Below are 22,605 nucleotides of genomic sequence, written 5' to 3'. Positions count from 1 at the left end.
CTCAGGCGCATTCGCAGGATGCGCGGTTGATGATGTCGCGGATGATGTGCAGGCGGGCATGGAAGAAGTGGTCGGCACCGGGCACTACGACGACGGGCACCTCCAGCGGCTCGGCCCAGGCCAGCACGTTCTGCAGCGGCACGGTCTCGTCCTTCGAGCCGTGGATGACCAGGGTGTCGGGGCCGACGGCGGCGGTGTCGTACTGGCGTGCACCTTCGACATGACCGGCAGCTGTGCCGACGAGGATCATGCGTTTGACGGGTGTGCCGGCGTCGGCGAGGCGGTGGGCTACGCGGGTCTGCACATAGGCACCGAACGAGAATCCGGCCAGCACCGTGGTGCCTGCGGCGTCAGGCCAGTTGCGGCGAGCCCAGTCGAGCACGGCCAGCATGTCGTCGGTTTCGCCCTGACCCTGGTCGTGTGTACCGGCTGTCTTGCCGACACCGCGGAAGTTGGGGCGCAGCGCGCAGTAGCCCAGATCGCGAAGCGTACGTGCCAGCGTATAGGCCACCTTGTTGGTATTGGCGCCACCGAACAGCGGGTGCGGGTGGGCCACCAGCGCGATGCCCCGCACGCTGTCGGGCTGGTCGATGAGGACTTCGATGGGGCCGACGGGGCCGTCGACCAGCGTAGGGCCGGCAGGGGCGTTCATACCTTCAGGCGCTCAACGATGCGGCCGTTCTGGATGTGCTCGCTGATGATTTCATCGATGTCGGACTCGTCCACGAAGGTGTACCAGGTGCCTTCCGGGTAGACGACCAGCACGGGACCGTCGTCGCAGCGGTCGAGGCAGCCGGCCTTGTTGATGCGCACCTTGCCCTGGCCCTTGAGACCGAGCTTGGCGATGCGGTCCTTGGCGTACGCCTGCAGACGGCTGGCGCCATGGTTGTTGCAGCAGGAGTCGGGGGCTTCGCGCTGGTTGCAGCAGAAGAAGACGTGGTGCTTGAAGTAGGGTTCCATGTGCAGCGCCATAAGTGAATTTAACCGCAGCATTATAGGGCTTGGCGGCGAGCCTTCCAGCCGCCCTCCGACGCAATCTGCTGCGCAGCACCAATTGATTCGCGGGTTCGCGAATGCTGCAGCGCATGCAGGCTGCGTAAGTTGGCAGTAAGGCTTGGCTCCTAGGCTGCTGGCACGTAGCGATGCGGGTGTGATCGTACGCAGGCATGGCCCACCAACAAGGAGGAGATATTCATGGCTCAGGAAGGCATTACAAAAGAAGAGCGAACAGTCATCTTCGCGTCTTCGCTCGGCACGGTGTTCGAGTGGTACGACTTCTATCTGTACGGCTCGCTGGCAGCCATCATCGCCAAGCAGTTCTTCTCGGGCGTCAATGAGACGACCGGCTTCATCTTCGCTCTGCTGGCTTTTGCAGCGGGCTTTGCGGTGCGCCCGTTCGGCGCCATCGTATTCGGTCGCCTCGGTGACCTGATCGGTCGCAAGTACACCTTCCTTGTCACCATCCTCATCATGGGTGTGTCGACCTTCATCGTCGGCTTGCTGCCGTCATACGCCACCATCGGCATCGCGGCGCCGATCATCCTGATCGGTCTGCGCTTGCTGCAAGGCTTGGCGCTGGGCGGCGAGTACGGTGGTGCGGCCACTTATGTGGCCGAACATGCGCCGCACGGCAAGCGTGGCTTCTTCACAAGCTGGATCCAGACCACAGCAACGATGGGGCTGTTCCTGTCACTGCTGGTGATCCTCGGCGTGCGTACCTGGCTATCGCCCGAAGAGTTCGATGCCTGGGGTTGGCGCATTCCGTTCCTGCTCTCCATCGTGCTGCTGGGCATCTCGGTGTGGATCCGCATGCAGCTATCCGAGTCGCCGGTGTTCCAGCGCATGAAGGCTGAGGGCAAGGCATCCAAGGCGCCGCTGACCGAATCCTTCGGTCGCTGGGACAACCTCAAGGTCGTCATCCTGTCGCTGTTCGGGGCTACTGCTGGTCAGGCTGTTGTCTGGTACACGGGCCAGTTCTATGCGCTGTTCTTCCTCACGCAGACGCTCAAGATCGATGGCACAACGGCCAACCTGCTGATCGCTGCGGCGTTGTTGGCGGGTACGCCGTTCTTCATCTTCTTCGGCACGCTGTCGGACAAGATCGGTCGCAAGCCCATCATCATGGCAGGCTGCCTGATCGCAGCGCTGACCTACTTCCCGATCTTCAAGGCAATCGCCGGTGCAGGTAACCCTGATCTGGCCAAGGCTCAGGCGACCGCGCCGGTGACCGTGGTGGCTGATCCTGCTGCATGTGCCTTCCAGTTCAACCCGGTGGGTACGGCGAAGTTCACGGGCTCTTGCGATATTGCCAAGGGTGCGCTGGCACGTCGTTCGGTGAACTACACCAACGTCGCAGCCCCGGCTGGCACGGTGGCGCAGATCAAGGTCGGCGAAAAGGTCATTGCCAGCTACGAAGGTGCCGGCCTGTCGAAGGATGATGCCAAGGCCAAGGGCGAGGCCTTCAACAAGGAGCTTGGTGCTGCGTTGAAGGAAGCCGGTTACCCGGACAAGGCCGACCCGGCGAAGATCGACAAGTTCACGGTCTGGCTGCTGCTGACGGTGCTCGTGATTTACGTGACCATGGTGTATGGCCCGATTGCCGCCTGGCTGGTCGAGCTGTTCCCGACGCGCATCCGCTACACGTCCATGTCACTGCCGTATCACATCGGTAACGGCTGGTTCGGTGGCTTCCTGCCGACGACGGCCTTCGCGATGGTGGCGGCGACCGGCGATGTGTATTACGGTCTGTGGTATCCGATCGTCGTGGCACTCGTTACGGCTGTGGTGGGCACGCTGTTCCTGCCCGAAACCAAGGATCGCGATATCCACCAGGATTGATGCACCCGGTGCGGTAGAAACACGAATGGCCCGCCACGCGCGGGCCATTTTTCTCTGCGACACCCTCTCCGTGGCCCCTCGGGGCATGTCATGAAATACGCCTCATGAAGTACGCATTCATTGCCGACCTGCACAGCAACATCGAAGCACTCGAAGCCGTGCTGCATCACGCTGCGATGCACGGTGTCGAGCGGCGCGTGTTTCTCGGTGACCTCGTGGGCTATGGCGCGGATCCTGCGGCGGTTGTGGACCGCGTGGCGGCCTGTCTGCAGGACGGTGATCTGGCCGTGATGGGCAACCACGACAGCGCAGTGTGTGCTCGCGAGCGTGACGCCATGAACGACGAGGCGCAGGCCGCGGTGTTGTGGACGCGTGGGCAGCTGAGTGCCGAGCAACTATCCTTCCTGCGCGACTTGCCGCTGATTCTGCGCCAGGACGACATTACCTGTGTGCATGCCAGCGCGGCGGAGCCCGGGAGATGGACCTATGTCTTCGATGGTCTCGCGGCGATGCGCAGCCTGGAGGAGGCGGGCACGCCATGGGTGTTCAGTGGCCACGTGCATGACCCGACCCTGTTCTATGCGGGGCGCGATGGACGTCTTCTGCCCTTTTTGCCCAGCGAAGGCGTCGCCATTCCGGTGCCCGCACACAGGCAATGGCTTAGCATCGTCGGCTCCTGCGGGCAGCCACGCGATCTCCGACCCGGTGCGCGCTATGCGCTGTTCGACAGTGATCAGCAGCGCCTGCGCTTCTTCCGTGTGCCCTACGATGCGACCGTGCCGGCGGCGAAGATCCGCGCGGCGGGTCTGGCCGAGCGCTTCGCGCTGCACCTGGAGGGGCGTGCCTGATGGCATTGGCGGCAGGCGACGAGCTGGACGGTTACCGCATACTCTCACGCCGCCATGCTGGGGGCATGGCAGTCATTTACGACGTTGCCCGGGATGATCTGCCTGCGCCTGCCGTCATGAAGGTTCCGCGCTTTGGTCAGGGCGATACGGGGGCCACCATCGTTGGCTTCGAGGTTGAACAGATGGTGCTGGCGACCGGGGACGGTGACCCGTTACCTCGCCTGTTCGGCCAGGGGGATCTGGCGGCAACGCCCTATCTGGTGATGGAACGCATCGAGGGGACAGTGATCGCCGATCTCGTCGATCAGGCACCGCTGCCGTTCGACGCACTGCGGCGTATCGGCATCGCAGTGGCCGAGGCGCTGGACAGTCTGCACCGACGAGACATCATCCATCTCGACATCAAGCCTTCCAACATCATCCTGCGTCCCGATGGACGTGCATCTTTGATCGACCTTGGTCTGGCGCATCACCGTCGCTTGCCCGACCTGCTGGCCGAAGAGATCCGCCGCCCAGTGGGGTCAGCGCCCTACATCTCCCCGGAGCAGGTGCTGGGCGTGCGCAACGAATCGCGCAGCGACCTCTTCGCCCTGGGCGTGATGCTTTACGAGCTGGCAACCGGCAAGCTGCCCTATGGTGCGCCGAGCGGGCTCTCCGGCATGCGCCGTCGCCTGCATGTGCAGCCTTTGCCGCCCCGTGCGCATCGTCCCGATTTGCCGCCTGCGCTGCAGGAAGTCATTCTGCGTTGCCTCGAGATTGAGCCGGCCAAGCGTTACGCAACCGGACACGATCTGGCGGCTGATCTGCAGCACCCGGAAAGCATGCAGCTTGGCGAGCGCGCGCATCGCAGCGGGCAGGATGGCGTGTTGCAACGCTTGCGTCGCTGGTTCGTCGGCGTGGGGCTGGAGCCCGCGCACATGCAGGGCGCGCCTGTGTCCTCGGGGGCCGGGCAGGTCCCGATTGTGCTGGTGTCTGTGGCGGTAAATCACACCAACGCGCAGGCGCATGCTGCGTTGCGTCGTGAAGCGGAGCGCCTGGCGCGCGGACGGCCCGAGGCGCGCCTGGCCTTCATCACTGTTGTGCGTCCGCCACCCGCGATGGGCACGGCAGAGGACAGCCATAGCGCACCGCGCGAACATCTGCGCGTGCTGGTCGCGTTGCGCAATTGGGCGGCCGAGGTCGATGTGGAAGCGGCACGCGTGACCTGCCACGTTGTCGAGGGAGCCGACCCGGCCGAAGCGGTGCTCGATTACGTGCGCAGCAATCATGTCGACACCCTGCTGCTTGGTGCGCCGCCAGCAAGCCTTGCCGATAGCCGTTTGCTGCAGCCCGTGGCGGTCCGCATCGCGCTGCAGGCGCCTTGTACCGTGGTCATTGCACGCGTGCCTCAGGCATGAGGGGCAGGGTTTCCCTCAGCCGGCTGCTTGCGGGCTGCGTGCTACACTGGCCGCCGCTTCAGACTCTCTGACGGATAACGGACTGCATGCGCATCCTGATTGCCGAAGATGACGAACTCATCGCCGATGCGTTGAGCCGCGCACTCAAGCGTGCTGGCTACGCAGTTGATCACGCGGCGACGGGTAGCGAGGCCGATGCGGCGCTGGCCTCGCAGACTTATGACTTGCTGGTGCTTGATCTCGGCCTGCCGCGCATGTCGGGGCTCGAAGTGCTGCAGCGCCTGCGCGCTCGCAAATCCACCTGCCCTGTCCTCATTCTGACCGCGCGTGACGCGGTGCAAGATCGCGTCAGCGGCCTCGATGCTGGCGCCGACGATTACCTCACCAAGCCTTTTGCCCTGCCCGAGCTGGAGGCACGCGTGCGTGCCCTGACACGCCGCGGTACGGGGCAGTCACGCGTCGTCACATTTGGCGCCTTGCAGTACGATCAGGCCGATCGTTCGGTGACCGTGGATGGCAATGCACTGGATCTGTCTGCACGCGAAGCCGGTGTGCTGGAAGTGCTGCTGTTGCGTGCTGGTCGCCTGGTGAGCAAGGATCACCTCGTCGACCACCTCTGTGGCTGGGGTGAAGAGGTCTCGCTGAACGCCATCGAGGTCTATGTGCACCGTCTGCGCAGGAAGCTGGAGCACAGCGGGCTGAAGATCGCGACCGTGCGTGGCTTGGGGTATTGCCTGGAAAAACCCGATGCGGTTGTCCCGCCTGCTGCGTAGGCTGGGGGGCAAGCGCGGCGATACGCTGGCACCCGGGGCGTCGTACTCGCTGTTTGGCGAGATCCTCGACTGGATGCTGGCGCCGCTGCTCTTCCTGTGGCCCATCTCCATCATCCTGACCTACGACGTGGCGACGCACATCGCCAATCAGCCCTACGATCAGGCGCTGGCCGATCAGGTGCGCGCCATATCGCGGCAGATCCGCAGCTCGGCTGACGGGGGTATCAGTGTCGACCTCAGCGCGTCGGCTAGCCGTCTGCTGCGCTCTGACACCGAGGACACGGTCTACTACCAGATCGTGTCGCCGCAGGGCCGTTTGCTGGCGGGTGACCCGGAAGTGCCTGCACCGGAAACCTCGGAGTTGCGCGCCGGCGAAATCCACTTCCACGATGCCGACATTCAGGGCGAGGGCATCCGTGTGGCAAGCCTGTTGGTTGAGCCGGGGCCGGCGGTTTCCGGGCTGGTGACCGTGCAGGTGGCAGAGACGCGCAACAAGCGCAGCTCTTTGTCCTCGCGCATCGTGTCGGGCGTGTTGCTGCCTCAGTTCGCCATCATCCCGCTTGCCGTCTTGCTGGTGTGGTTTGGCCTGTCGCGCGGCATTGCGCCGCTGGGTGAGCTGCAGGGCCTGATCCGTGCGCGGCGGCCCGGCGACCTTTCTCCAATCGCCCCCGGTAGTGTCCCGGAAGAGGTGCGGCCCCTGATCGTCGCTTTCAACGACATGATGGAGCGGCTCGACACCTTGCTGCATGCACAGCAGCACTTCATTGCCGACGCGGCACACCAGATGCGCACACCGCTGGCAGGGCTCAAGATGCAGATTGAACTCGCCGCACAGGAGCGTGATCCCGAGCAGATCCGCGCCGCGATGCAGCGCGCCCTGAGCGGTGCTGACCGTGCTGCGCGCCTCATCAACCAGCTGCTATCGCTGGCACGTGCGGATGCCAGCTCCGAGAACGTGCACAGCTTTGCCGAAGTGGATCTGATCGCTTTGGTACGCGAGATCGTCGCTGCGAGCGTACCGCTGGCGTTGCGCTCGGGGCTGGATATCGGCGTCGAAGCCGGCAGCGAGACGCTTTTGTTGCAAGGCAACGACATATTGCTTGGTGAGCTGGTCAGCAACCTGGTCGACAATGCCATCCAGTACACCCCTGCTGGCGGGCAGATCACAGTGAGTGTGAGTCGGCAGCCGGCCGGCATCCTGTTGGCCGTCGTCGATAACGGGCCCGGTATTGCTGCGGCGGAGCGGGAGCGCGTGTTCCAGCGTTTCTATCGCATCATGGGCGCCAGGTCCGGTGGCAGCGGGCTAGGGCTGGCTATTGTCAGTGAGGTGGCCGAGATCCATGGCGCCACTGTCACGCTGGCAGACAATCCGGCCGGACGCGGGCTGCGCGTCGAAGTCTTGTTCCCCTTGCACGGCACAGGAACGGAGGGGGAACCCGCCACATATGCGTCGTGACAAGGCGACGGGCTGCCGCGATAATCGCGACTCCCCAGCAAGCCGTCCTGCGGCCCGCCACGATTTTGACAACCAGTCGGCAACGCACCATGTTTCTTCTCTTAACGACCTGCCGTCTCGCGGCCATGGTCTCCCGGCGCGGCTCTCTCCTGTGCCTGATGTCTGGCGCGGCAGCATGAGTCATTCAAGTACGCAGAGCCTGCGCCGTTCACTAGGAATGTTCGCTACGGGTGTCACGGTGGTGACAACGCGTGATGCTGAAGGCGAGCCGGTCGGGCTGACCGTCAATTCCTTCAATTCGGTGTCGCTGGATCCCCCGTTGATTGTCTGGAGCCTGTCGCTGTCCTTGCCGGTCCGTCCGGTATTCGAGGCCTGCACGCACTACGCGGTGAACGTGCTGGCGGCTGACCAGGAGGCGGTTTCGCGGCAGTTCGCGAGTCGCAAACCAGATCGCTTTGCAGGGATGGACTGGCATCCCGGGGAGCATGATGTGCCTTTGTTGAACGGATGCTGTGCCAACTTCGTGCTGCGCAATACCCACATGCAGCCCGGTGGCGACCATGTTGTGTTCATCAGTGAAGTGTTGTGGTTTACCCGGAGCGAGCGTGACCCCTTGCTCTACTTTGGCGGTGCATACCGCGGCCTTTCTCCACTTGCCTGACAGATGTTCATGGCATCATGCGGAGCGATGATGACAGGGGCGAGCCGTCGCTGAATAGCGCGACAGGACTTTCGAATGGACCCACATGGCGACATCGGGGAAGACTTCGGGGATGGACGACGACACCCTCCATTTTGCAGAGGATGATGCGCCTCACGAGCGGGTGACGGCTGCGCAGCTGTGCTGGCGGATTCTGGTCGTAGACGACGATCCCGACGTGCATGCCGCCACCGATTTTGCCCTGCGCGATGTGCGCATACTCGACCGCCCTATCGAGCTGCTGAGCGCCCGCTCCACCGCAGAAGCCCGCGATGTCATGACCCTGGAGCGCGACATTGCCGTCGCACTGCTTGATGTCGTGATGGAGTCTGATGACGCAGGCCTGCGCCTGGTCAAAGTGATCCGTGATGAGTTGCGCCTCAGCGAGATGCGCATCGTGTTGCGCACCGGACAGCCGGGGTACGCGCCTGAGATCCAGGCGATCCGCGATTACGACATCAATGATTACAAGACCAAATCCGAGCTGACGCGCACCAAGCTGTTCACGGCACTCACTGCAGCGATACGCTCTTATCAGCAGATACGTGCCATCAACACCAACCGCAGCGCGCTCGATCAGCTGGTGCGGGCTATCAACCAGCTGTCGCCGACGATGAGTGCCGAGGCTTTCGCGCATGAAGCCCTGGCTCGCCTCGCCTGCGCCCTTGGTTTGCAGCCCGCACAGGGCATCGTCTGCCTGCGCTATGCGGCGGACGATACAGGGCAAAGCGCGCAGGTGCTGGCAGCCTGGGGCGGCCTGACCGCCGAGGTTGGGCGGCGGCTGCCCGAGCTGCAAGACAAGGACCTGCAGCGGGCCTTGCAGCTTGCCATGTCACAGGGCGAATCCGTCGCTGGCGAGCTGTGCGTGTCGCGTTTCCGGGGTCAGCGCAATCGCTTGCTGGTGGGCATGCAGCAAGCGGTGCTCGCAGACGACGACCGCCGTCGCCTGTTCGAGCTTTTCTGCGGCCACCTGGTGATCGGGCTGGACAACGTCAACATGCTGGAGAACCTGCGCGGGCAGGCCTTTACCGACTCGCTGACAGGCCTGCCCAACCGCGCCAGCCTCATCGACATGCTCGATGCCCAGCTGGCGGGTAGCGACTGCTCGCGCTACACCTTGGCCCTGATCGATATTGATCACTTTGCCGAGGCTAACGATGCACTCGGCCATGCCTTTGGTGACGAGCTGCTGCGGGCTGTGGCGCATCGCCTGTCGTCCGCGCTGGACAGCGAGTGCCGCCTGGCGCGCATCTCCGGCGATACGTTTGCGGCGCTGGGCGTTTCGGAACGCCTGATGCCGGCCATGCTGCTGACCCTGTTCGCTGCTCCCTTCGTCATCGAAGGCCAGGACATGATGCTCACCGTGACCATCGGCATCGCGCATCTGGCCGACATCGACGGCAACGGCGTGGACGCCTTGAAGGGCGCCAGCCTGGCGCTGCGTCGCGCCAAGATGGGCGCGCGGGGTGAGTTCAGTTTCTATTCGCGCGAGATGGCGGTCGATATCCGCGAGCGGGTACGTCTGCTGCAGTCCTTGCGTCATGCGATCGAGCGACAACGCCTGTTCCTCGTCTATCAGCCGCAGATCAACCTGCGCACCGGCAAGACTTGCGGGCTTGAAGCCCTGCTGCGCTGGCGTGGTGACGATGGCCAGTTGATTCCGCCCGATCGCTTCATTCCGATTGCCGAACACTCCGGGCTTATCATCAGCGTTGGCGAATGGGTCATGCGCATGGCGTGCTTCCAGCAGGCTGAGCTGGCCCGTCATGGTTATGGCGGCCTTCGCATGGCGATCAATGTTTCGGTCACCCAGCTGCGTCATCCACGCTTCCTGAGTGCGTTCCGCACAGCGCTGGAGGACAGTGGTGTCAATCCTTCCTGCATTGAACTCGAAATCACCGAATCGGTGGCCATGCTGGAAGCGGATTTCCTCGGTCACATGTTCGAGCAGATCAAGGCGCTGGGCGTGCAGATCGCACTCGATGATTTCGGCACAGGCTTCTCCTCCCTCTCGTATCTGCAGCGGCTGAAGGTCAACCGTCTCAAGATTGATCGCAGCTTCATCAACGAAGTGTCCTCGACGACCTCGGCAAAGCACATTCCAGCCCTGGTCGTGCAACTGGGCCAGACGCTGGGGCTGGCTGTGATTGCCGAAGGCGTCGAAGTGCAGGAACAGGCTGATGTGCTGGTGAAGATGGGCTGCGACGAAGCCCAGGGCTACCTGTTCGCCCGCCCGATGGAAGTGCCGCAGCTTCTTGAATGGCTCGCGGCGCGTAGCTGAGGCCTGCACGTGACGACTTCGCTCAGTGGCCTGACCGTGCGACGCGCGATGATCATCGCCGTGCTGGTCGGCGTCATGCTGCCGGCGATGCTGGTAGGCGCCTATCAGGCGCGTGTGTTGTTCGATAGTCTGCAAGCCAACATCAAATCCTTCCTCGCTCGCGAAGGCAGCATCGTCGCGCTGGGTGTGCGCGAGAGCTTGTGGGCACTGGATGTCGAGAGCGCCCGCACGCTGGTGGAAGCCGTCGCCGATGATCCTGCCATCGTCAGCATCGAGGTGCGCGACCTGCAGCACGGCCGCTTCGTATCAGCAGAGCGTGACGAGCATCGCAGCAGTGCCGGCGAGCACGTCATTGAGGTGCCGGTGACGTATCGCAGCGAGCAGATCGGCACGGTGCATCTGCGTGTGACCGAAGCGCGTTTCATGCAGCAGTTGCGCGGCCAGCTGACCACGCTGGGGATCCTGTTGCTGGTCCAGATGGCTGGCAGTGTGCTGCTGATTCTCGTGGTGTTGCATCAGCGCATTTCGTTTCCGCTTGAGCGTCTGGTCATTGATGCGCAACGTCTGGCGACCGGCGATCTGGACGAATCGATCCAGTCCCTGCGCGACGATGAGATCGGCCGCGTGCAGACTCAGCTGGAATCCACGCGCAAGGCTTTGCGCGGGCTGATCGTCTCGCTGGAGCAGAAGAACGTGGCGCTGGAGCAGGATTTGCGCGTGCGCGAGCGCGTGCAGATGGCTTTGCGCAACAGCGAGCAGAAGTTCTCCTCCTTGTTCCAGGATGCGCCGATCCCGCTGGCACTGCTGCGTCGTAGTGACGGTGTCTACCTCGACGTCAATGCGGCGATGGCAATAGAGCTGGGTTTCCGGCCGGACGAGATGATCAATCGCACGGCCGAGCAGCTCAACCTGTACGCAGACCCGACTGAACGCCAGCGTATGTTCGATCTGCTCGAAGCGCAGGGCATTGTCGATGAGCACGAGATCCGCATGCAGACGCGTGAGGGGCAGGTGCTGGACATCCAGCTGCACATGCGTCTTGTGCAGACCAGTGAGGCTTGCATCCTTGTGGCGCTGGTCAACATCTCGCCACTGCGCGCCGCGCAGCGCAAGGTCGAAGAGCTCAACCTGTCTCTGGAGCGCCGCGTTATCGAGCGCACACGTGCGCTGGCCGACACCAACCACGAGCTGGAAAGCGCGCTCGACCGCCTGCAGCGTACACACAACGAACTGGTGCAGTCCGAGAAGCTCGCAGCGCTCGGCTCGCTGGTGGCCGGTGTGTCGCACGAGTTGAATACGCCCATCGGCAACAGCCTGATGGTGTCGAGCACTTTGCGCGATCTCGGGCGTGAGTTCCGCGTGCAGATGGAGGCCGGCCTGAAGCGTTCGGCGCTCGAGCGCTTCGTCTCAGAGACCGAGGCGGCAGCCGACATCCTGACGCGCAACCTCGGCGTCGCGGGCGAGCTGATCGCCAGCTTCAAGCAGGTCGCAGTGGATCAGACCAGTTCGCAACGCCGCCGTTTTTCCCTGCGCGAGGTGGTGCGTGAGATCGTCCTTACGGCGCAACCCGCATTCCGCAAGACGCCTTACGTCATCGAGGAGAACATCCCGGGCGAAATCTGGATGGACAGTTTCCCCGGCCCCTTTGGTCAGGTCGTGACCAACCTGCTCAACAATACCTTGCTGCACGCCTTCGAGGGTCGGGACAGCGGCAAGGTGGTGCTCGAAGCGCGCGAGGAAGCAGGGCGGGTGGTCTTCTCCTGTACCGATGATGGCATCGGCATTGAGGCTGCCAATCTCGGCAAGATCTTTGATCCCTTCTTCACGACCAAGCTGGGCAAGAAGGGCACGGGGCTGGGGCTCAACATCGTGCACAACATCGTGACCGGTGTGCTCGGTGGAGAAATCCAGGTACACAGTGAGTTGGGTGCTGGTACCTGCTTCACACTTGTGTTGCCGGTGCTGGCGCCGGTGAAGCGCGAAGCGGATCGACCGGAATAGCGGGTCAGCCTGTGTGTAGCGGCGCGAGCCGTTCCAATGCACCGGGCTGAGCGAGCCAGCGCTGCAGCAAACGGTAGACCTCGGCATCGAACCGGCGCGGCACTTCGCTGGCCAGTGCCATCGCGTCGCCGCGTTGTTCCCGTGAGCCGAGGTAGCACCAGCGGTCGAAGACGTGAAAGACTTCACGTGCCGCTTCGGCATGGAATTCATGCACGATAGCGACGCCACCCGTTGGCCACTCGCGCAGACGCAGACTATGCAAGGCATCGCGCAAGCGTTTGTCATGCTCGGCTGGGCTTTCCAACCCCTTGCAGACGCCGCGGCATTTACCCAGCGCGCTGCTGTGACAGGCCCCTTTGCCGCGCTCCAACCCCAGTCGGCGCGGACACAGCTGGTGCTTGGCGCTGATATCACGAAGCAGTTTCTGCGCTTCGATGGGGCCACGCAGACAGCCGAAGATGTCGTGCCAGTCTTTCGGGTCGCTGCCCTGCAGATCGCGCACGGACATGATGGGCGTATCGGAAGCTGCGGCACTGTCGAGCTGCCAGCCCCAGGCCGCTTGCTGACGCTTGTTCGATGCTTCGTTCTGCAGCACCTGCAGTTCGAGCAGCCCCGTGTCCAGATCGCCCGCAGCGGGCAAGGTGTCGACGGCGGCGACGCCCTTGGCACGACTGCGCAGTCTTGGATTGTCCTTGTTCGTGAAAATGCCCAGCACTTCGCTGCGCAGGTTGCGAGCGCGGCCGATTTCCAGCGGATATCCTTGCGCATTGCGCAGCACGTAGACGCCGGGTGCTTCGGGCAGCGCTTCCAGTTCGCCGGCGGGAAGGCGGGTCTGAGGTGTGGTCGACAGCGCACGCTGCCAGGCCCGCTCGGTCTGCGTCGCGTCGTGAGCGGCGCGGCTGTCCTGCAGGAACTGCCAGACCACCTGAGCGTCGTCGAGCGCGCGATGGCGCGAGGCGATGGTGTAGCCGTGACGCTCGATGATGGCATCCAGCCCATGCCGTGCAAACTGCGGATACAGCGCGCGCGAGAACTTCACCGAGCACAGCGCGGGCTGGTGGAACGCCTGGCCTTCGCGCTCGAATGCAGCACGCAGGAAGTTGTAGTCGAAGCGCACGTTGTGCGCCACGAATACCGCACCGTCGAGGCGCTGGCGAACGGCGTCGGCGAGCTCGGCAAAGCCTGGCGCATCGGCAACCATCTCGTCGGTGATGCCGATCAGTTCCTGGATGCGATACGGAATAGGGACGCCCGGATTGACCAGCGTGCTCCATTGTTCGAGCAGTGTGTCGCCCTCGGTGATGAGGATGGCGATCTCGGTGATGCGGTCTCGTGTCGGGTCTGCACCGGTGGTCTCGAGGTCCACGATGGCGAGGCGGGGGTAATGCATTGCCGGACCTTCAGGTGTCAGACGAGTCGTTGGCGCGCGTGCGCCGCCACACCAACCAAAGTGGCCACAGTGTGACGACGCCTGCAAAGACAAGCTGCAGTGCCATGCCGTAGGTGACGAAGGGCATTGAGGATTTGATCTGCCGCGCAAGCGCGGTGGTGTCGGTTACGAAGTAGACGACGGCGCCGATAACGACATACAGGACAAACAGCGCCGTCATACGTAGTCCGCGCTCAGTGCTCGCTCAGTGCTCGTTCTGGTAGTAGTAGGCCTTCTGCGGCACGTGCGAAGCCTGATTGGTCTCGCTGGTCTTCAGGTCTTGTGGTTTGTCCCACCACAGGGCGCGGCCACGGCGCTGCTCTTCGCGCTCTTCCGGGTGCTTTTCCATCCATTGGCGCATGAACTTGGTGTGGTCGGATTCGTATTGGGCCATGATCGTCAATCGTAAGTAGGGAGTCTTCAGTTCTTGCGTTCGGCCGGTTTGTCGGCACGCACGCGATAAATGCGGATCACCTCGGGCGCACGGCGCACGGCACGCATGATGCGCGCCAGGTGAAGACGATTCTGTACCTGCAGCACGAAGTTGATGACCGAGTGGGGACCCTGGTCCCCCTGGTCTTTTTCCATGCTGACGGACTGGATGTTCGATTCCTGGTCGGCGATTGCCGCGGCGACGCGGGCAAGTACGCCACGGCGGTGTTCGACGAGTACGCGAATGGTCACGTCGAACAGCCGCTCGGTACCCAGTTCCCATTCGACGTCGATCCAGCGATCGCGGTCAGCTGAATGATTACGCGTCAGTACCGGGCAGTCATTGACGTGAATCTCCAGCCCCTGGCCCTTGCGGATCATGCCGACGATGGGGTCGCCGGGGATTGGGCGGCAGCAGCGGGCCATCTGCACTGCCATCCCTTCACCACCGTGGATGAGGATGGGGCTGTTGTTGCGTGCGCGTGTTTCGCCTTCGACCGGCTCGGCGGCCTTGCCATGCTCGATGTCGAGCAGGCGACGTGCGACGACGGCTGCGAGCCGTTTGCCGAGGCCGATGTCGGTCAGCACGTCATTGCGTTGTTTGAGGCCGTTCTCGCGCAGCAGCTTGTCCCAGGCGATGGTGCCGATGTCGGCCAGCACATGACCGTGCGGACGCAGGGCCTGGGTCAGCAGGCGTTCGCCGAGGCTGGAGGCTTCGGCCTGCTGGGCGTTCTTGAGGAAGTGGCGGATCTCGGCACGGGCTTTACCGGTACGCACATAAGACAACCATGCCGGATTGGGGCTGGCGTGACCGGCAGTGACAATCTCGACCTGATCACCATTTTTCAGTTCGGCGCGCAGCGGTTGCAGTTCGCCGTTGATTCGACAGGCGACGCAACGGTTACCGATATCGGTGTGCACCGCGTAGGCGAAATCGACCGGCGTGGCGCCGCGCGGCAGGTTGTAGATCTTGCCCTTCGGCGAGAAGACGAAGACGTCACCGGGGAACAAATCGATCTTGACGTGTTCGAGGAATTCGGACGAATCGCCGGAGGCAGTCTGCAACTCAAGCAGGGATTGCAGCCAGTTATGCGTCTTGCGTTGCAGGTCCGAGATCGAAGCCGTGTCATCCTTGTACAGCCAGTGCGACGCGACGCCGCTTTCGGCAACGGCGTGCATCTCGGTCGTACGGATCTGCACTTCGACCGGCATGCCCATCGGGCCGATGATGGTCGTGTGGATCGATTGGTAGCCATTCGCCTTGGGGATGGCGATGTAATCCTTGAACTTGCCCGGCACGGGTTTGTAGAGCTCGTGCAGCGCACCCAGCGCGAGGTAGCAGCTCGGCAGATCCTTGACGAGGATGCGGAAGCCATAGACATCCATCACCTGCGACAGTGACAGGCGCTTCTCGACCATCTTGCGGTAGATGCCGAACAGGTGCTTCTCGCGGCCATAGACTTCGGCCTCCACGTTCCAGGCCGGCAGGCGCTCCTGCACGCTGCTCATGAGGCGCGCGACGATTTCGCGGCGATCTCCCCGCAGACGTTTAAGGGCTTGCGTCAGCACGCGGTAACGCATCGGGTAGCTGTGCTTGAACGATAGCTCCTGCAGCTCGCGGTACAGCGTATTGAGGCCCAGACGGTTGGCGATCGGGGCGTAGATTTCCAGCGTTTCGCGCGCGATGCGGCGGCGCTTGTCGGGCCGCACCACGTCCAGCGTGCGCATGTTGTGCAGGCGGTCGGCAAGCTTGATGAGGATGACGCGCACATCGCGCGCCATGGCAAGGAACATCTTGCGATAGTTCTCGGCCTGCGCTTCCTCGTACGAACGGAATTCGATGCGGTCGAGCTTGGACACGCCATCGACGAGGTCTGCTGCGATTTTGCCGAAGGCATTGGCGATATCGTCCTTGTTGATATCGCAGTCTTCCATCACGTCGTGCAGCAGGCCGGCAATCAGCGCGTGTGCGTCGAGGTGCCATTGCGCGAGGATTTCTGCGACGGCAAGCGGATGGGAGATGTAGGGATCGCCGCTGATGCGAAGCTGGCCCTCGTGGGCCGCCGCAGACATGCGGAAGGCGGCTTCGAGCCGCTCGACATCTTCAGCCTTGAGGTAGCGCGAGGCCTGCAGCGCGAGCCGGGCGAACTCGACAGATTCGGCGCTGGCAGGCTCGGCATTGGCCGGGGCGACGTCGTCGGGCACGACGACAGGAGGCAGCGCAGGCGCGACAGAAAGGGGTAGGGGCGGGACTACCGGTGTTTCGGGTGCAGCAGGCTCGTCGGCGCCGGATATTGTCCGTCGCCGGGCAGGGCTATGCTGGGCAGAGGGGTCCGATGCGGCGCGCATGGTGACGACCCTGCCCTTCCCGGATGAATCAGGCCTGGCTGCGGTTGAGGATCTCGCGACCCACCTTGCCGGCAGCGATTTCACGCAATGCGATCACGGTCGGCTTGTCGCGGTCGCCCTCGACCAGCGGGGTGCTGCCCGAGGCAATCTGGCGCGCACGATAGGTGGCTGCCAGGGTCAGCTCAAAGCGGTTGGTGATGCGGTTGAGGGCGTCTTCGATGGTGATGCGGGCCATGGCCTGTTTACTCCGGATCGGCTGCCAGACGGCAGAATTCAATGGATTGGGGTCTCAAGCGTGCGCTTATTGACCGAGGTTGTCGACAAAAACGGCGGGGTGGCGAAGCCGGGTTTGCGGGGTACGCAGCCTCGCGGCCCGCGTAACACTGCGCAGATCTTCCATCGCCGTCTGCAAGTCATTGTTAATTATAGCGTAATCAAAGTCCGCTACGCGCCGCATTTCATCGCGGGCGGCCGCCAGGCGGCGTTCGATGACTTCGGTGCTGTCGGTACCGCGTCCGCGCAGGCGTTGCTCAAGCACGGCAAAGGAGGGCGGCAGGATGAAGATGCTGACTGCTGAGGGGAACAGCTTGCAGACCTGTGCGGCGCCTTGCCAGTCGATTTCGAGCAGTACGTCCTGCCCGGCCGCCAGCTGCTCTTCCAGCCAGGGGCGAGAGGTTGCGTAGAAGTTGCCGTGCACTTCAGCCCATTCGAGGAACTCTCCGCCGTCGCGCATGGCGAAGAAGCGTTCTCGGCTGACGAAGTTGTACGAGACCCCGTCGACCTCGCCTTCGCGGGCTGTCCGTGTCGTGAAGGAGACGGACAGGCGGATGCTGGGGTCCTCCTTGAGCAGTGCTCGCACAAGGGTGGTCTTGCCGGCGCCCGACGGGGCGGAAACGATATAGAGAATGCCGCTCATGCCTTACTCTAGGTTCTGTACCTGTTCGCGCATCTGTTCAATGTAGACCTTCAGATCCACCGAGATCGCTGTCAGCTCGGTCGATACCGACTTCGACGCCAGGGTATTGGCTTCACGGTTGAGTTCCTGCATCAGGAAATCAAGTCGTTTGCCGACGGAACCCCCGGCCTTCAGCACCCGTTCCACCTCGTCCAGGTGGGTTGTCAACCGTGTCAGCTCTTCGGCGACATCCACCTTCTGGGCGAACACCGTCACTTCGGTGCGAATGCGGTCTTCGTCCAGTGTTTCTACTGCTTCACGCAGGCGCTGGGCCATGCGCCTGCGGTACTCCTCAATCGATGCGGGCACCAAAGGAGCCGCTGCGGCCACCCGCTCGCGCATCGCGGCCACCCGCTCCCGCAGCGCCTCAGCCAGTTTGGCGCCCTCGCGCTGGCGGCTGTCGCGCAGTTCGCTCAGCACCTGCTTCGCCAGCTCGGCCAGGGCTTCGGCCAGCTTTTCCTGCGATAAGGTCTCTTCCGCCAGTACGCCGGGCCAGCGCAGCACTTCGCCGCACGAAAGGGGTGCAGCGTCCGGCAGTGCAGCACGAACCTGGGCCTGGGCGCTGGCAAGCCGCGCCAGCATTTCTGGATTAACGGCCAGATCTGACGGAGCCTGAGCGGCCGCCTGTAAGTTGCCACGGCATTCGACCTTGCCCCGTGATAGGCTCGCGCCGATCAGATCGCGCAACATCGGCTCCCCGAAGCGCAATTCCTCGGGGATGCGGAAGTTTGTATCGAGGTAGCGCGAGTTGACGCTGCGCAGTTCGAGGTGGAGCGATACGCTGCCAAGATTGCGGCTCTGGGCGGCAAAGCCGGTCATGCTGTAGACCATCGGGATATTCCGTGTGGGCGGGTTGCTCGGGGAGGGCGGCCTGAAGTCGGATGCCGGCGTTGCCGTAAAGACAAGACCAAGCAAGAAAACCTGCGTTCCGGGTTAGGATTCCGGCCGCAGACCAGCGCGAAGTACCGCGGATATTAACTCATGGCCACGCCAGCGACCCAAACCAACAGTCCTCTGCCACCGGGCTTCCAGCTAGAGCAGTACCGGATCGAGCAACAGCTGAGTCTGGGCGGTTTCTCCATCGTGTACCTCGCGACGGACGATAACGAAGTCCCCGTCGCCATCAAGGAATACCTGCCGAACTCCCTCGCCCTGCGCAAATCGGGCGAGATTGAGCCGCAGATCACGGAAGAGCACCAGGCGGCCTTCCGCTACGGCATGAAGTGCTTCTTCGAAGAAGGGCGCTCGCTCGCCAAGCTGATGCATCCCAACGTTGTGCGCGTGCTCAACTTCTTCCGCGCCAACGGCACCGTCTACATGGTCATGCAGTTCGAGCGTGGCCGCACGCTGCAGGACTTCATCTACCGCAACAAGGGCCATATCAAGGAACGCTTCATCCGCGGCGTCTTCACGCGCCTGCTGAACGGTCTGCGCGAAGTGCACGCCCACAAACTGCTGCACCTCGATATCAAACCTTCGAACATCTATCTGCGCAACGATGGCACGCCGGTTCTGCTCGACTTCGGAGCGGCGCGCCAGACCCTGGCGCAAGACACCCCAATGTTGAAGCCCATGTATACCCCGGGTTTCGCCCCGCCGGAGCAGTTCAACGACCGTGAGAACCTCGGTCCCTGGAGCGACATCTACAGCGTCGGCGCATCGATGTATGCCTGCCTCGCTGGCAGTGCACCTGTGCGCTCGGATGAGCGCATCAAGAAAGACACTTTCGAACCGGCGACCAAGCGTTGGGCTGGCGAATATTCGGTGCACATGCTCGAAACCATCGACTGGTGTCTCAACCTCAATCCGCTGGAACGCCCGCAAAGCGTCTATGCCCTGCAGAAGGCGCTGCTCACGCGTTCCCGCCACATCGCCCCCAAACCGCCAGCGACCCTGATCGGCAAGATCAGCACGCGTCTGCGCTCGCTCATCCAGAAGTCCTGAGCCACAACATGAAATTCTCGATCTATCAGGAAAGCCGCCCTGGCAGCCGCCCCAACAACCAGGACCGTGTGGCCTACAGCTACTCGCGCGAATCGCTGCTGATGGTCGTCGCCGACGGCATGGGCGGCCACCTGCATGGCGAAATTGCGGCGCAGATCGCGGCGCAATACCTCATCGAATCTTTCCAGCAGGCGGCGCAACCGCAGATTCGCGACGAGCTGATGTTCCTGTCGCGTTCGCTGACGAACGCGCATAACGCCATCGTCGATTACGCCTACGACAAGCGCCTGCCAGACGCACCACGCACCACAATCGTGGCCTGCCTGATCCAGAACAGCGTGGCCTACTGGGCGCATGCCGGCGACTCGCGCCTCTACCTCGTACGCAAGGGGCGTACGGTGGCGCAGACGCGCGACCATTCGCGCCTGCAACTGATGATTGATCAGGGTCTCATCACCGAAGAAGAGGCGCTCCATCACCCCGCGCGCAACCGCATCTTCAGCTGTCTTGGCGGCACACATTCGCCGCAGGTCGAGTTCTCCAGTGCCACGCCGCTGTTTGCCAATGACCTCATCGTCATGTGTACCGACGGTGTGTGGGGCAACCTCGAGAGCGACGACATTACGGAGCAGATGGGCGAAGCCAACATCCTCGAAGTCACGCCGAAAATCCTTAACCGTGCTGAAGCCAGAGGCGGTCTGACCTGCGACAACCTCTCCATCCTCTCGATGCGCTGGCACGATGACTACGCTGATGGCACGCCCTCGACTGTGTCGACCGACACCATGCCGGTCGACACCATCACCACCAAGATGGATGGTTTCACGCGCGGCCGCGTGCCGGAAGGCAATGCGCTGTCGGATAACGACATCGAGCAGGCGATCAAGGAAATCAACTCGGCCATCAAGAAGTATTCCCGTTTCGACCCGCGTTAATCAGTTCTCAGCCCTTTGCCATTTCATTAGATTGGCGCGCTCCCGGTCTCTGACAATGAGTCTTCGCGGGCTTTGGCTACGATCATCGCCCTTCTGGGATCCGCGTATCGCCCCGGCACGCGAGACTTTTGCATTTGAGCTCAGCTCGGCCGGTTGCGGGGCAGCGAAAGCTATTTGCCTCGTAACTCCAGCCTAATCAAAAGCCTTCGATTTGCATCGCATAGTTCGGCGCATTTGTCTGTTGCAGGCGCACATCGATTGTCTCGGGTTTTAGTTGCTTTTCAACACGATTGATCGAACACTGCCCGAGTTGCGAAGCAGTGAGGTGTGCTTGGCAACCAATCCAAATCCAACAATATGGAGACAAAAATGAAAGCCATTCACCTGAAAAGCACCATTGCACTGGCGTGCATGCTGGCAGCTTCACACGTAGCAGCCGCTCCGGTTGGCTATGGTGCGGGTACCACCGGAGGTGGTAGCAGCGCCGCCAAGACCGTCAGCACGTTGTCGGCCATGCAAGCTGCGATCGATGCCTATGACGGTAGCAGCGGCCTGGTATTGAACTACACGGGCAAATTCAACTTCGCCACAATCACCGATGTGTGTGCGCAGTGGAAGAAGGCAGCACAAACGCTTGAGATCAAGAACAAGAGCAACATCACCATCAAAGGTGCCAGCGGTTCGTCTGCCAACTTCGGTATTCACATTGCCGGGGCTGCTTCGAATATCATCGTGCAGAACATGACGATTGGTTTGCTCCAAGGCGGAGAGGCTGCGGACTCAATTTCTCTCGAAGGGATGTCGAGTGGTATTCCTTCCAAGATCTGGATTGATCACAACACGATCTTTGCCTCGCTGACATCGTGCGCCGGAGCAGGTGATGCCTCATTTGATGGCGGCATTGATCAGAAGAAGGGCGTCAAGAACGTAACGATTTCGTACAACTACATTCATGACTACCAGAAGGTCAGTCTGAACGGCTACAGCGACAAGGACACCGCCAATGCCGCAGCGACCACGACCTACCATCACAATCGCTACGAAAACATCAAGTCCAGGCTTCCCTTGCAACGTTTTGGGAAGACACACATCTACAACAACTACTATAAGAATGTGGAGACTTCAGGCATCAATGTGCGCATGGGGGGAACATCGCTTATCGAGTCGAATGTCTTCGAGACTGTGAAGAATCCGGTCACGTCTCGCGACAGCTCTTCGATCGGTTACTGGGATCTGCGTAACAACATCAGCAGCGGAATTACCTGGGATACCCCTGACTCCGCAACGGTGAATGCGACGAACTGGGCGACCACCAAAGCGTTTGGCTCAACCGGCTACAGCTATACAGTGACCCCGGCAGCCAATGTGAAGGCCAAGGTCATTGCGACCGCTGGTGCCGGTACCAACCTGGCAGAGTAACGGGCAGTGCGCGCCTGAAGTAGCAGGCGTGACGAGTCAAGGACGGCGCCTGCGGGCGCCGTTTCCATTCAGGATTCGCGGCCATGTGACGCTAGAATCCCGGCCTTACCCATCACCGGAAGTTCGCCATGAGCCGTCCCTCAAGTCGCAGCCCAGATCAATTGCGTGAAGTAAAGATCACGCGCAACTACACCCGCCATGCCGAAGGCTCGGTGCTGGTGGAGTTTGGTGATACCAAAGTGCTCTGCACTGCCTCGGTCGAGGAAAGCGTACCGTCGTTCCTGCGTGGCAAGGGCGAGGGCTGGGTGACGGCGGAGTACGGCATGCTGCCGCGTTCGACGCATACGCGCATGGCGCGTGAAGCGGCCAAGGGCAAGCAGAGCGGGCGCACGCAGGAGATCCAGCGTCTGATCGGTCGCAGTCTGCGCGCGGTGGTCGATCTCAAGGCTCTGGGTGAACGGCAAATCACGGTCGATTGCGATGTGATCCAGGCTGACGGCGGTACGCGTACCGCGTCGATCACCGGCGCCTGCGTGGCGGTCCATGATGCGGTGAGCAAGCTGGTGGCTGATGGCAAGCTTGCGGCGAACCCCTTGCGCGACTGGGTGGCGGCGATCTCGGTGGGTATCTACAAGGGCGTGCCCGTGCTGGATCTTGATTACCCCGAAGATTCGGACTGCGACACCGACATGAACATCGTCATGACGGGCAGCGGCGGCATCGTCGAAGTGCAGGGCACGGCTGAAGGGACACCGTTTTCGCGTGCCGAGCTGGATGCGTTGCTGGCGCTGGGCGGACAAGGCATCGCAGAGCTGGTGCGCTTGCAGAAGCAGGCAGTCGGCTGACCG

At 62.4% G+C, this 22,605-nt stretch carries 21 protein-coding genes; 12 read left to right on the top strand and 9 right to left on the bottom strand.

The features are described 5' to 3' along the window. Position 1: 1 nt before the first annotated feature. Positions 2 to 652 carry an alpha/beta hydrolase gene (locus ABEA02_RS08645; RefSeq protein WP_345532501.1) on the bottom strand — a complete coding sequence of 217 codons (651 nt, stop codon included), beginning with the start codon at positions 650 to 652 and terminating at the stop codon, positions 2 to 4. Beyond that, a complete protein-coding gene (locus tag ABEA02_RS08640) occupies positions 649 to 960 on the bottom strand; it encodes a (2Fe-2S) ferredoxin domain-containing protein (protein ID WP_345532500.1) in 312 nt (103 codons plus the stop codon). The genes ABEA02_RS08645 and ABEA02_RS08640 overlap by 4 nt, the downstream gene beginning before the upstream one ends. Before the next feature lie 234 nt (positions 961 to 1,194). Between ABEA02_RS08640 and ABEA02_RS08635 the strand changes: the two genes are divergently transcribed. The 8 genes from ABEA02_RS08635 to ABEA02_RS08600 all read left to right on the top strand — a co-directional run bounded on the left by ABEA02_RS08635 (position 1,195) and on the right by ABEA02_RS08600 (position 12,294). Further along, a complete protein-coding gene (locus tag ABEA02_RS08635) occupies positions 1,195 to 2,838 on the top strand; it encodes an MFS transporter (protein WP_345532499.1) in 1,644 nt (547 codons plus the stop codon). 104 nt (positions 2,839 to 2,942) lie between these two features. Further along, on the top strand, positions 2,943 to 3,686 hold the full coding sequence (locus ABEA02_RS08630) for a metallophosphoesterase family protein (protein WP_345532498.1): 744 nt from the start codon (positions 2,943 to 2,945) through the stop codon (positions 3,684 to 3,686). Next, on the top strand, positions 3,686 to 5,083 hold the full coding sequence (locus ABEA02_RS08625) for a serine/threonine protein kinase (protein ID WP_345532497.1): 1,398 nt from the start codon (positions 3,686 to 3,688) through the stop codon (positions 5,081 to 5,083). Before ABEA02_RS08630 ends, ABEA02_RS08625 begins: the two co-directional genes overlap by 1 nt. Positions 5,084 to 5,169: 86 nt before the next feature. Continuing rightward, positions 5,170 to 5,856: a response regulator gene (locus ABEA02_RS08620; RefSeq protein ID WP_345532496.1), complete on the top strand. Its 687-nt coding sequence runs from the start codon at positions 5,170 to 5,172 to the stop codon at positions 5,854 to 5,856. Next, the gene (locus ABEA02_RS08615) at positions 5,831 to 7,312 is read left to right on the top strand and encodes a sensor histidine kinase (protein WP_345532495.1); all 1,482 of its coding nucleotides are present in this window, start codon (positions 5,831 to 5,833) and stop codon (positions 7,310 to 7,312) included. Before ABEA02_RS08620 ends, ABEA02_RS08615 begins: the two co-directional genes overlap by 26 nt. A gap of 175 nt (positions 7,313 to 7,487) precedes the next feature. Then, positions 7,488 to 7,973, top strand: a complete 486-nt coding sequence (locus ABEA02_RS08610) for a flavin reductase family protein (RefSeq protein WP_425584680.1) — start codon at positions 7,488 to 7,490, stop codon at positions 7,971 to 7,973. Positions 7,974 to 8,085: 112 nt separating this feature from the next. Beyond that, a complete protein-coding gene (locus ABEA02_RS08605) occupies positions 8,086 to 10,293 on the top strand; it encodes a putative bifunctional diguanylate cyclase/phosphodiesterase (protein WP_345532493.1) in 2,208 nt (735 codons plus the stop codon). Positions 10,294 to 10,302: 9 nt separating this feature from the next. Beyond that, positions 10,303 to 12,294 carry a sensor histidine kinase gene (locus ABEA02_RS08600; RefSeq protein WP_345532492.1) on the top strand — a complete coding sequence of 664 codons (1,992 nt, stop codon included), beginning with the start codon at positions 10,303 to 10,305 and terminating at the stop codon, positions 12,292 to 12,294. Positions 12,295 to 12,298: 4 nt separating this feature from the next. Here ABEA02_RS08600 and ABEA02_RS08595 read toward each other — a convergent pair whose 3' ends face one another. The 7 genes from ABEA02_RS08595 to ABEA02_RS08565 form a co-directional block, all read right to left on the bottom strand. After that, the gene (locus tag ABEA02_RS08595) at positions 12,299 to 13,684 is read right to left on the bottom strand and encodes an exonuclease domain-containing protein (RefSeq protein WP_345532491.1); all 1,386 of its coding nucleotides are present in this window, start codon (positions 13,682 to 13,684) and stop codon (positions 12,299 to 12,301) included. Between the two features lie 10 nt (positions 13,685 to 13,694). Continuing rightward, complete coding sequence (locus ABEA02_RS08590; RefSeq protein WP_345532490.1) at positions 13,695 to 13,904, bottom strand: hypothetical protein; 210 nt, start codon at positions 13,902 to 13,904, stop codon at positions 13,695 to 13,697. A 24-nt stretch (positions 13,905 to 13,928) separates the two neighbouring features. Next, positions 13,929 to 14,117: a DUF3460 family protein gene (locus ABEA02_RS08585; protein WP_345532489.1), complete on the bottom strand. Its 189-nt coding sequence runs from the start codon at positions 14,115 to 14,117 to the stop codon at positions 13,929 to 13,931. A 26-nt stretch (positions 14,118 to 14,143) separates the two neighbouring features. Beyond that, positions 14,144 to 16,504 carry a RelA/SpoT family protein gene (locus ABEA02_RS08580; protein WP_345532488.1) on the bottom strand — a complete coding sequence of 787 codons (2,361 nt, stop codon included), beginning with the start codon at positions 16,502 to 16,504 and terminating at the stop codon, positions 14,144 to 14,146. Between the two features lie 28 nt (positions 16,505 to 16,532). Further along, positions 16,533 to 16,739 carry a DNA-directed RNA polymerase subunit omega gene (gene rpoZ / locus ABEA02_RS08575; protein WP_345532486.1) on the bottom strand — a complete coding sequence of 69 codons (207 nt, stop codon included), beginning with the start codon at positions 16,737 to 16,739 and terminating at the stop codon, positions 16,533 to 16,535. A 66-nt stretch (positions 16,740 to 16,805) separates the two neighbouring features. Further along, the gene (gene gmk, locus ABEA02_RS08570; RefSeq protein WP_345532485.1) at positions 16,806 to 17,420 is read right to left on the bottom strand and encodes a guanylate kinase; all 615 of its coding nucleotides are present in this window, start codon (positions 17,418 to 17,420) and stop codon (positions 16,806 to 16,808) included. A 3-nt stretch (positions 17,421 to 17,423) separates the two neighbouring features. Continuing rightward, positions 17,424 to 18,290 carry a YicC/YloC family endoribonuclease gene (locus tag ABEA02_RS08565; RefSeq protein WP_345532483.1) on the bottom strand — a complete coding sequence of 289 codons (867 nt, stop codon included), beginning with the start codon at positions 18,288 to 18,290 and terminating at the stop codon, positions 17,424 to 17,426. Positions 18,291 to 18,440: 150 nt separating this feature from the next. Between ABEA02_RS08565 and ABEA02_RS08560 the strand changes: the two genes are divergently transcribed. The 4 genes from ABEA02_RS08560 (at position 18,441) to rph (ending at position 22,602) form a co-directional block, all read left to right on the top strand. Then, positions 18,441 to 19,403, top strand: coding sequence for a serine/threonine protein kinase (locus ABEA02_RS08560; RefSeq protein ID WP_345532482.1), 963 nt, complete (start codon positions 18,441 to 18,443; stop codon positions 19,401 to 19,403). An 8-nt stretch (positions 19,404 to 19,411) separates the two neighbouring features. Then, entirely contained in the window at positions 19,412 to 20,338 is a 927-nt protein-coding gene (locus ABEA02_RS08555; protein WP_345532481.1) for a PP2C family protein-serine/threonine phosphatase, read from the top strand. Between the two features lie 369 nt (positions 20,339 to 20,707). Further along, a complete protein-coding gene (locus tag ABEA02_RS08550) occupies positions 20,708 to 21,757 on the top strand; it encodes a pectate lyase family protein (RefSeq protein WP_345532480.1) in 1,050 nt (349 codons plus the stop codon). Positions 21,758 to 21,885: 128 nt separating this feature from the next. Next, positions 21,886 to 22,602, top strand: a complete 717-nt coding sequence (gene rph / locus ABEA02_RS08545) for a ribonuclease PH (protein ID WP_345532479.1) — start codon at positions 21,886 to 21,888, stop codon at positions 22,600 to 22,602. The last annotated feature ends 3 nt before the right edge of the window (positions 22,603 to 22,605 follow it).

Source organism: Viridibacterium curvum (genome assembly GCF_039544165.1).
In the GTDB taxonomy this organism is placed as follows: Bacteria; Pseudomonadota; Gammaproteobacteria; order Burkholderiales; family Rhodocyclaceae; genus Viridibacterium; species Viridibacterium curvum.
Note: the sequence above shows the minus strand (reverse complement) of the source record. Positions and strands in the feature narration are given on the sequence as shown.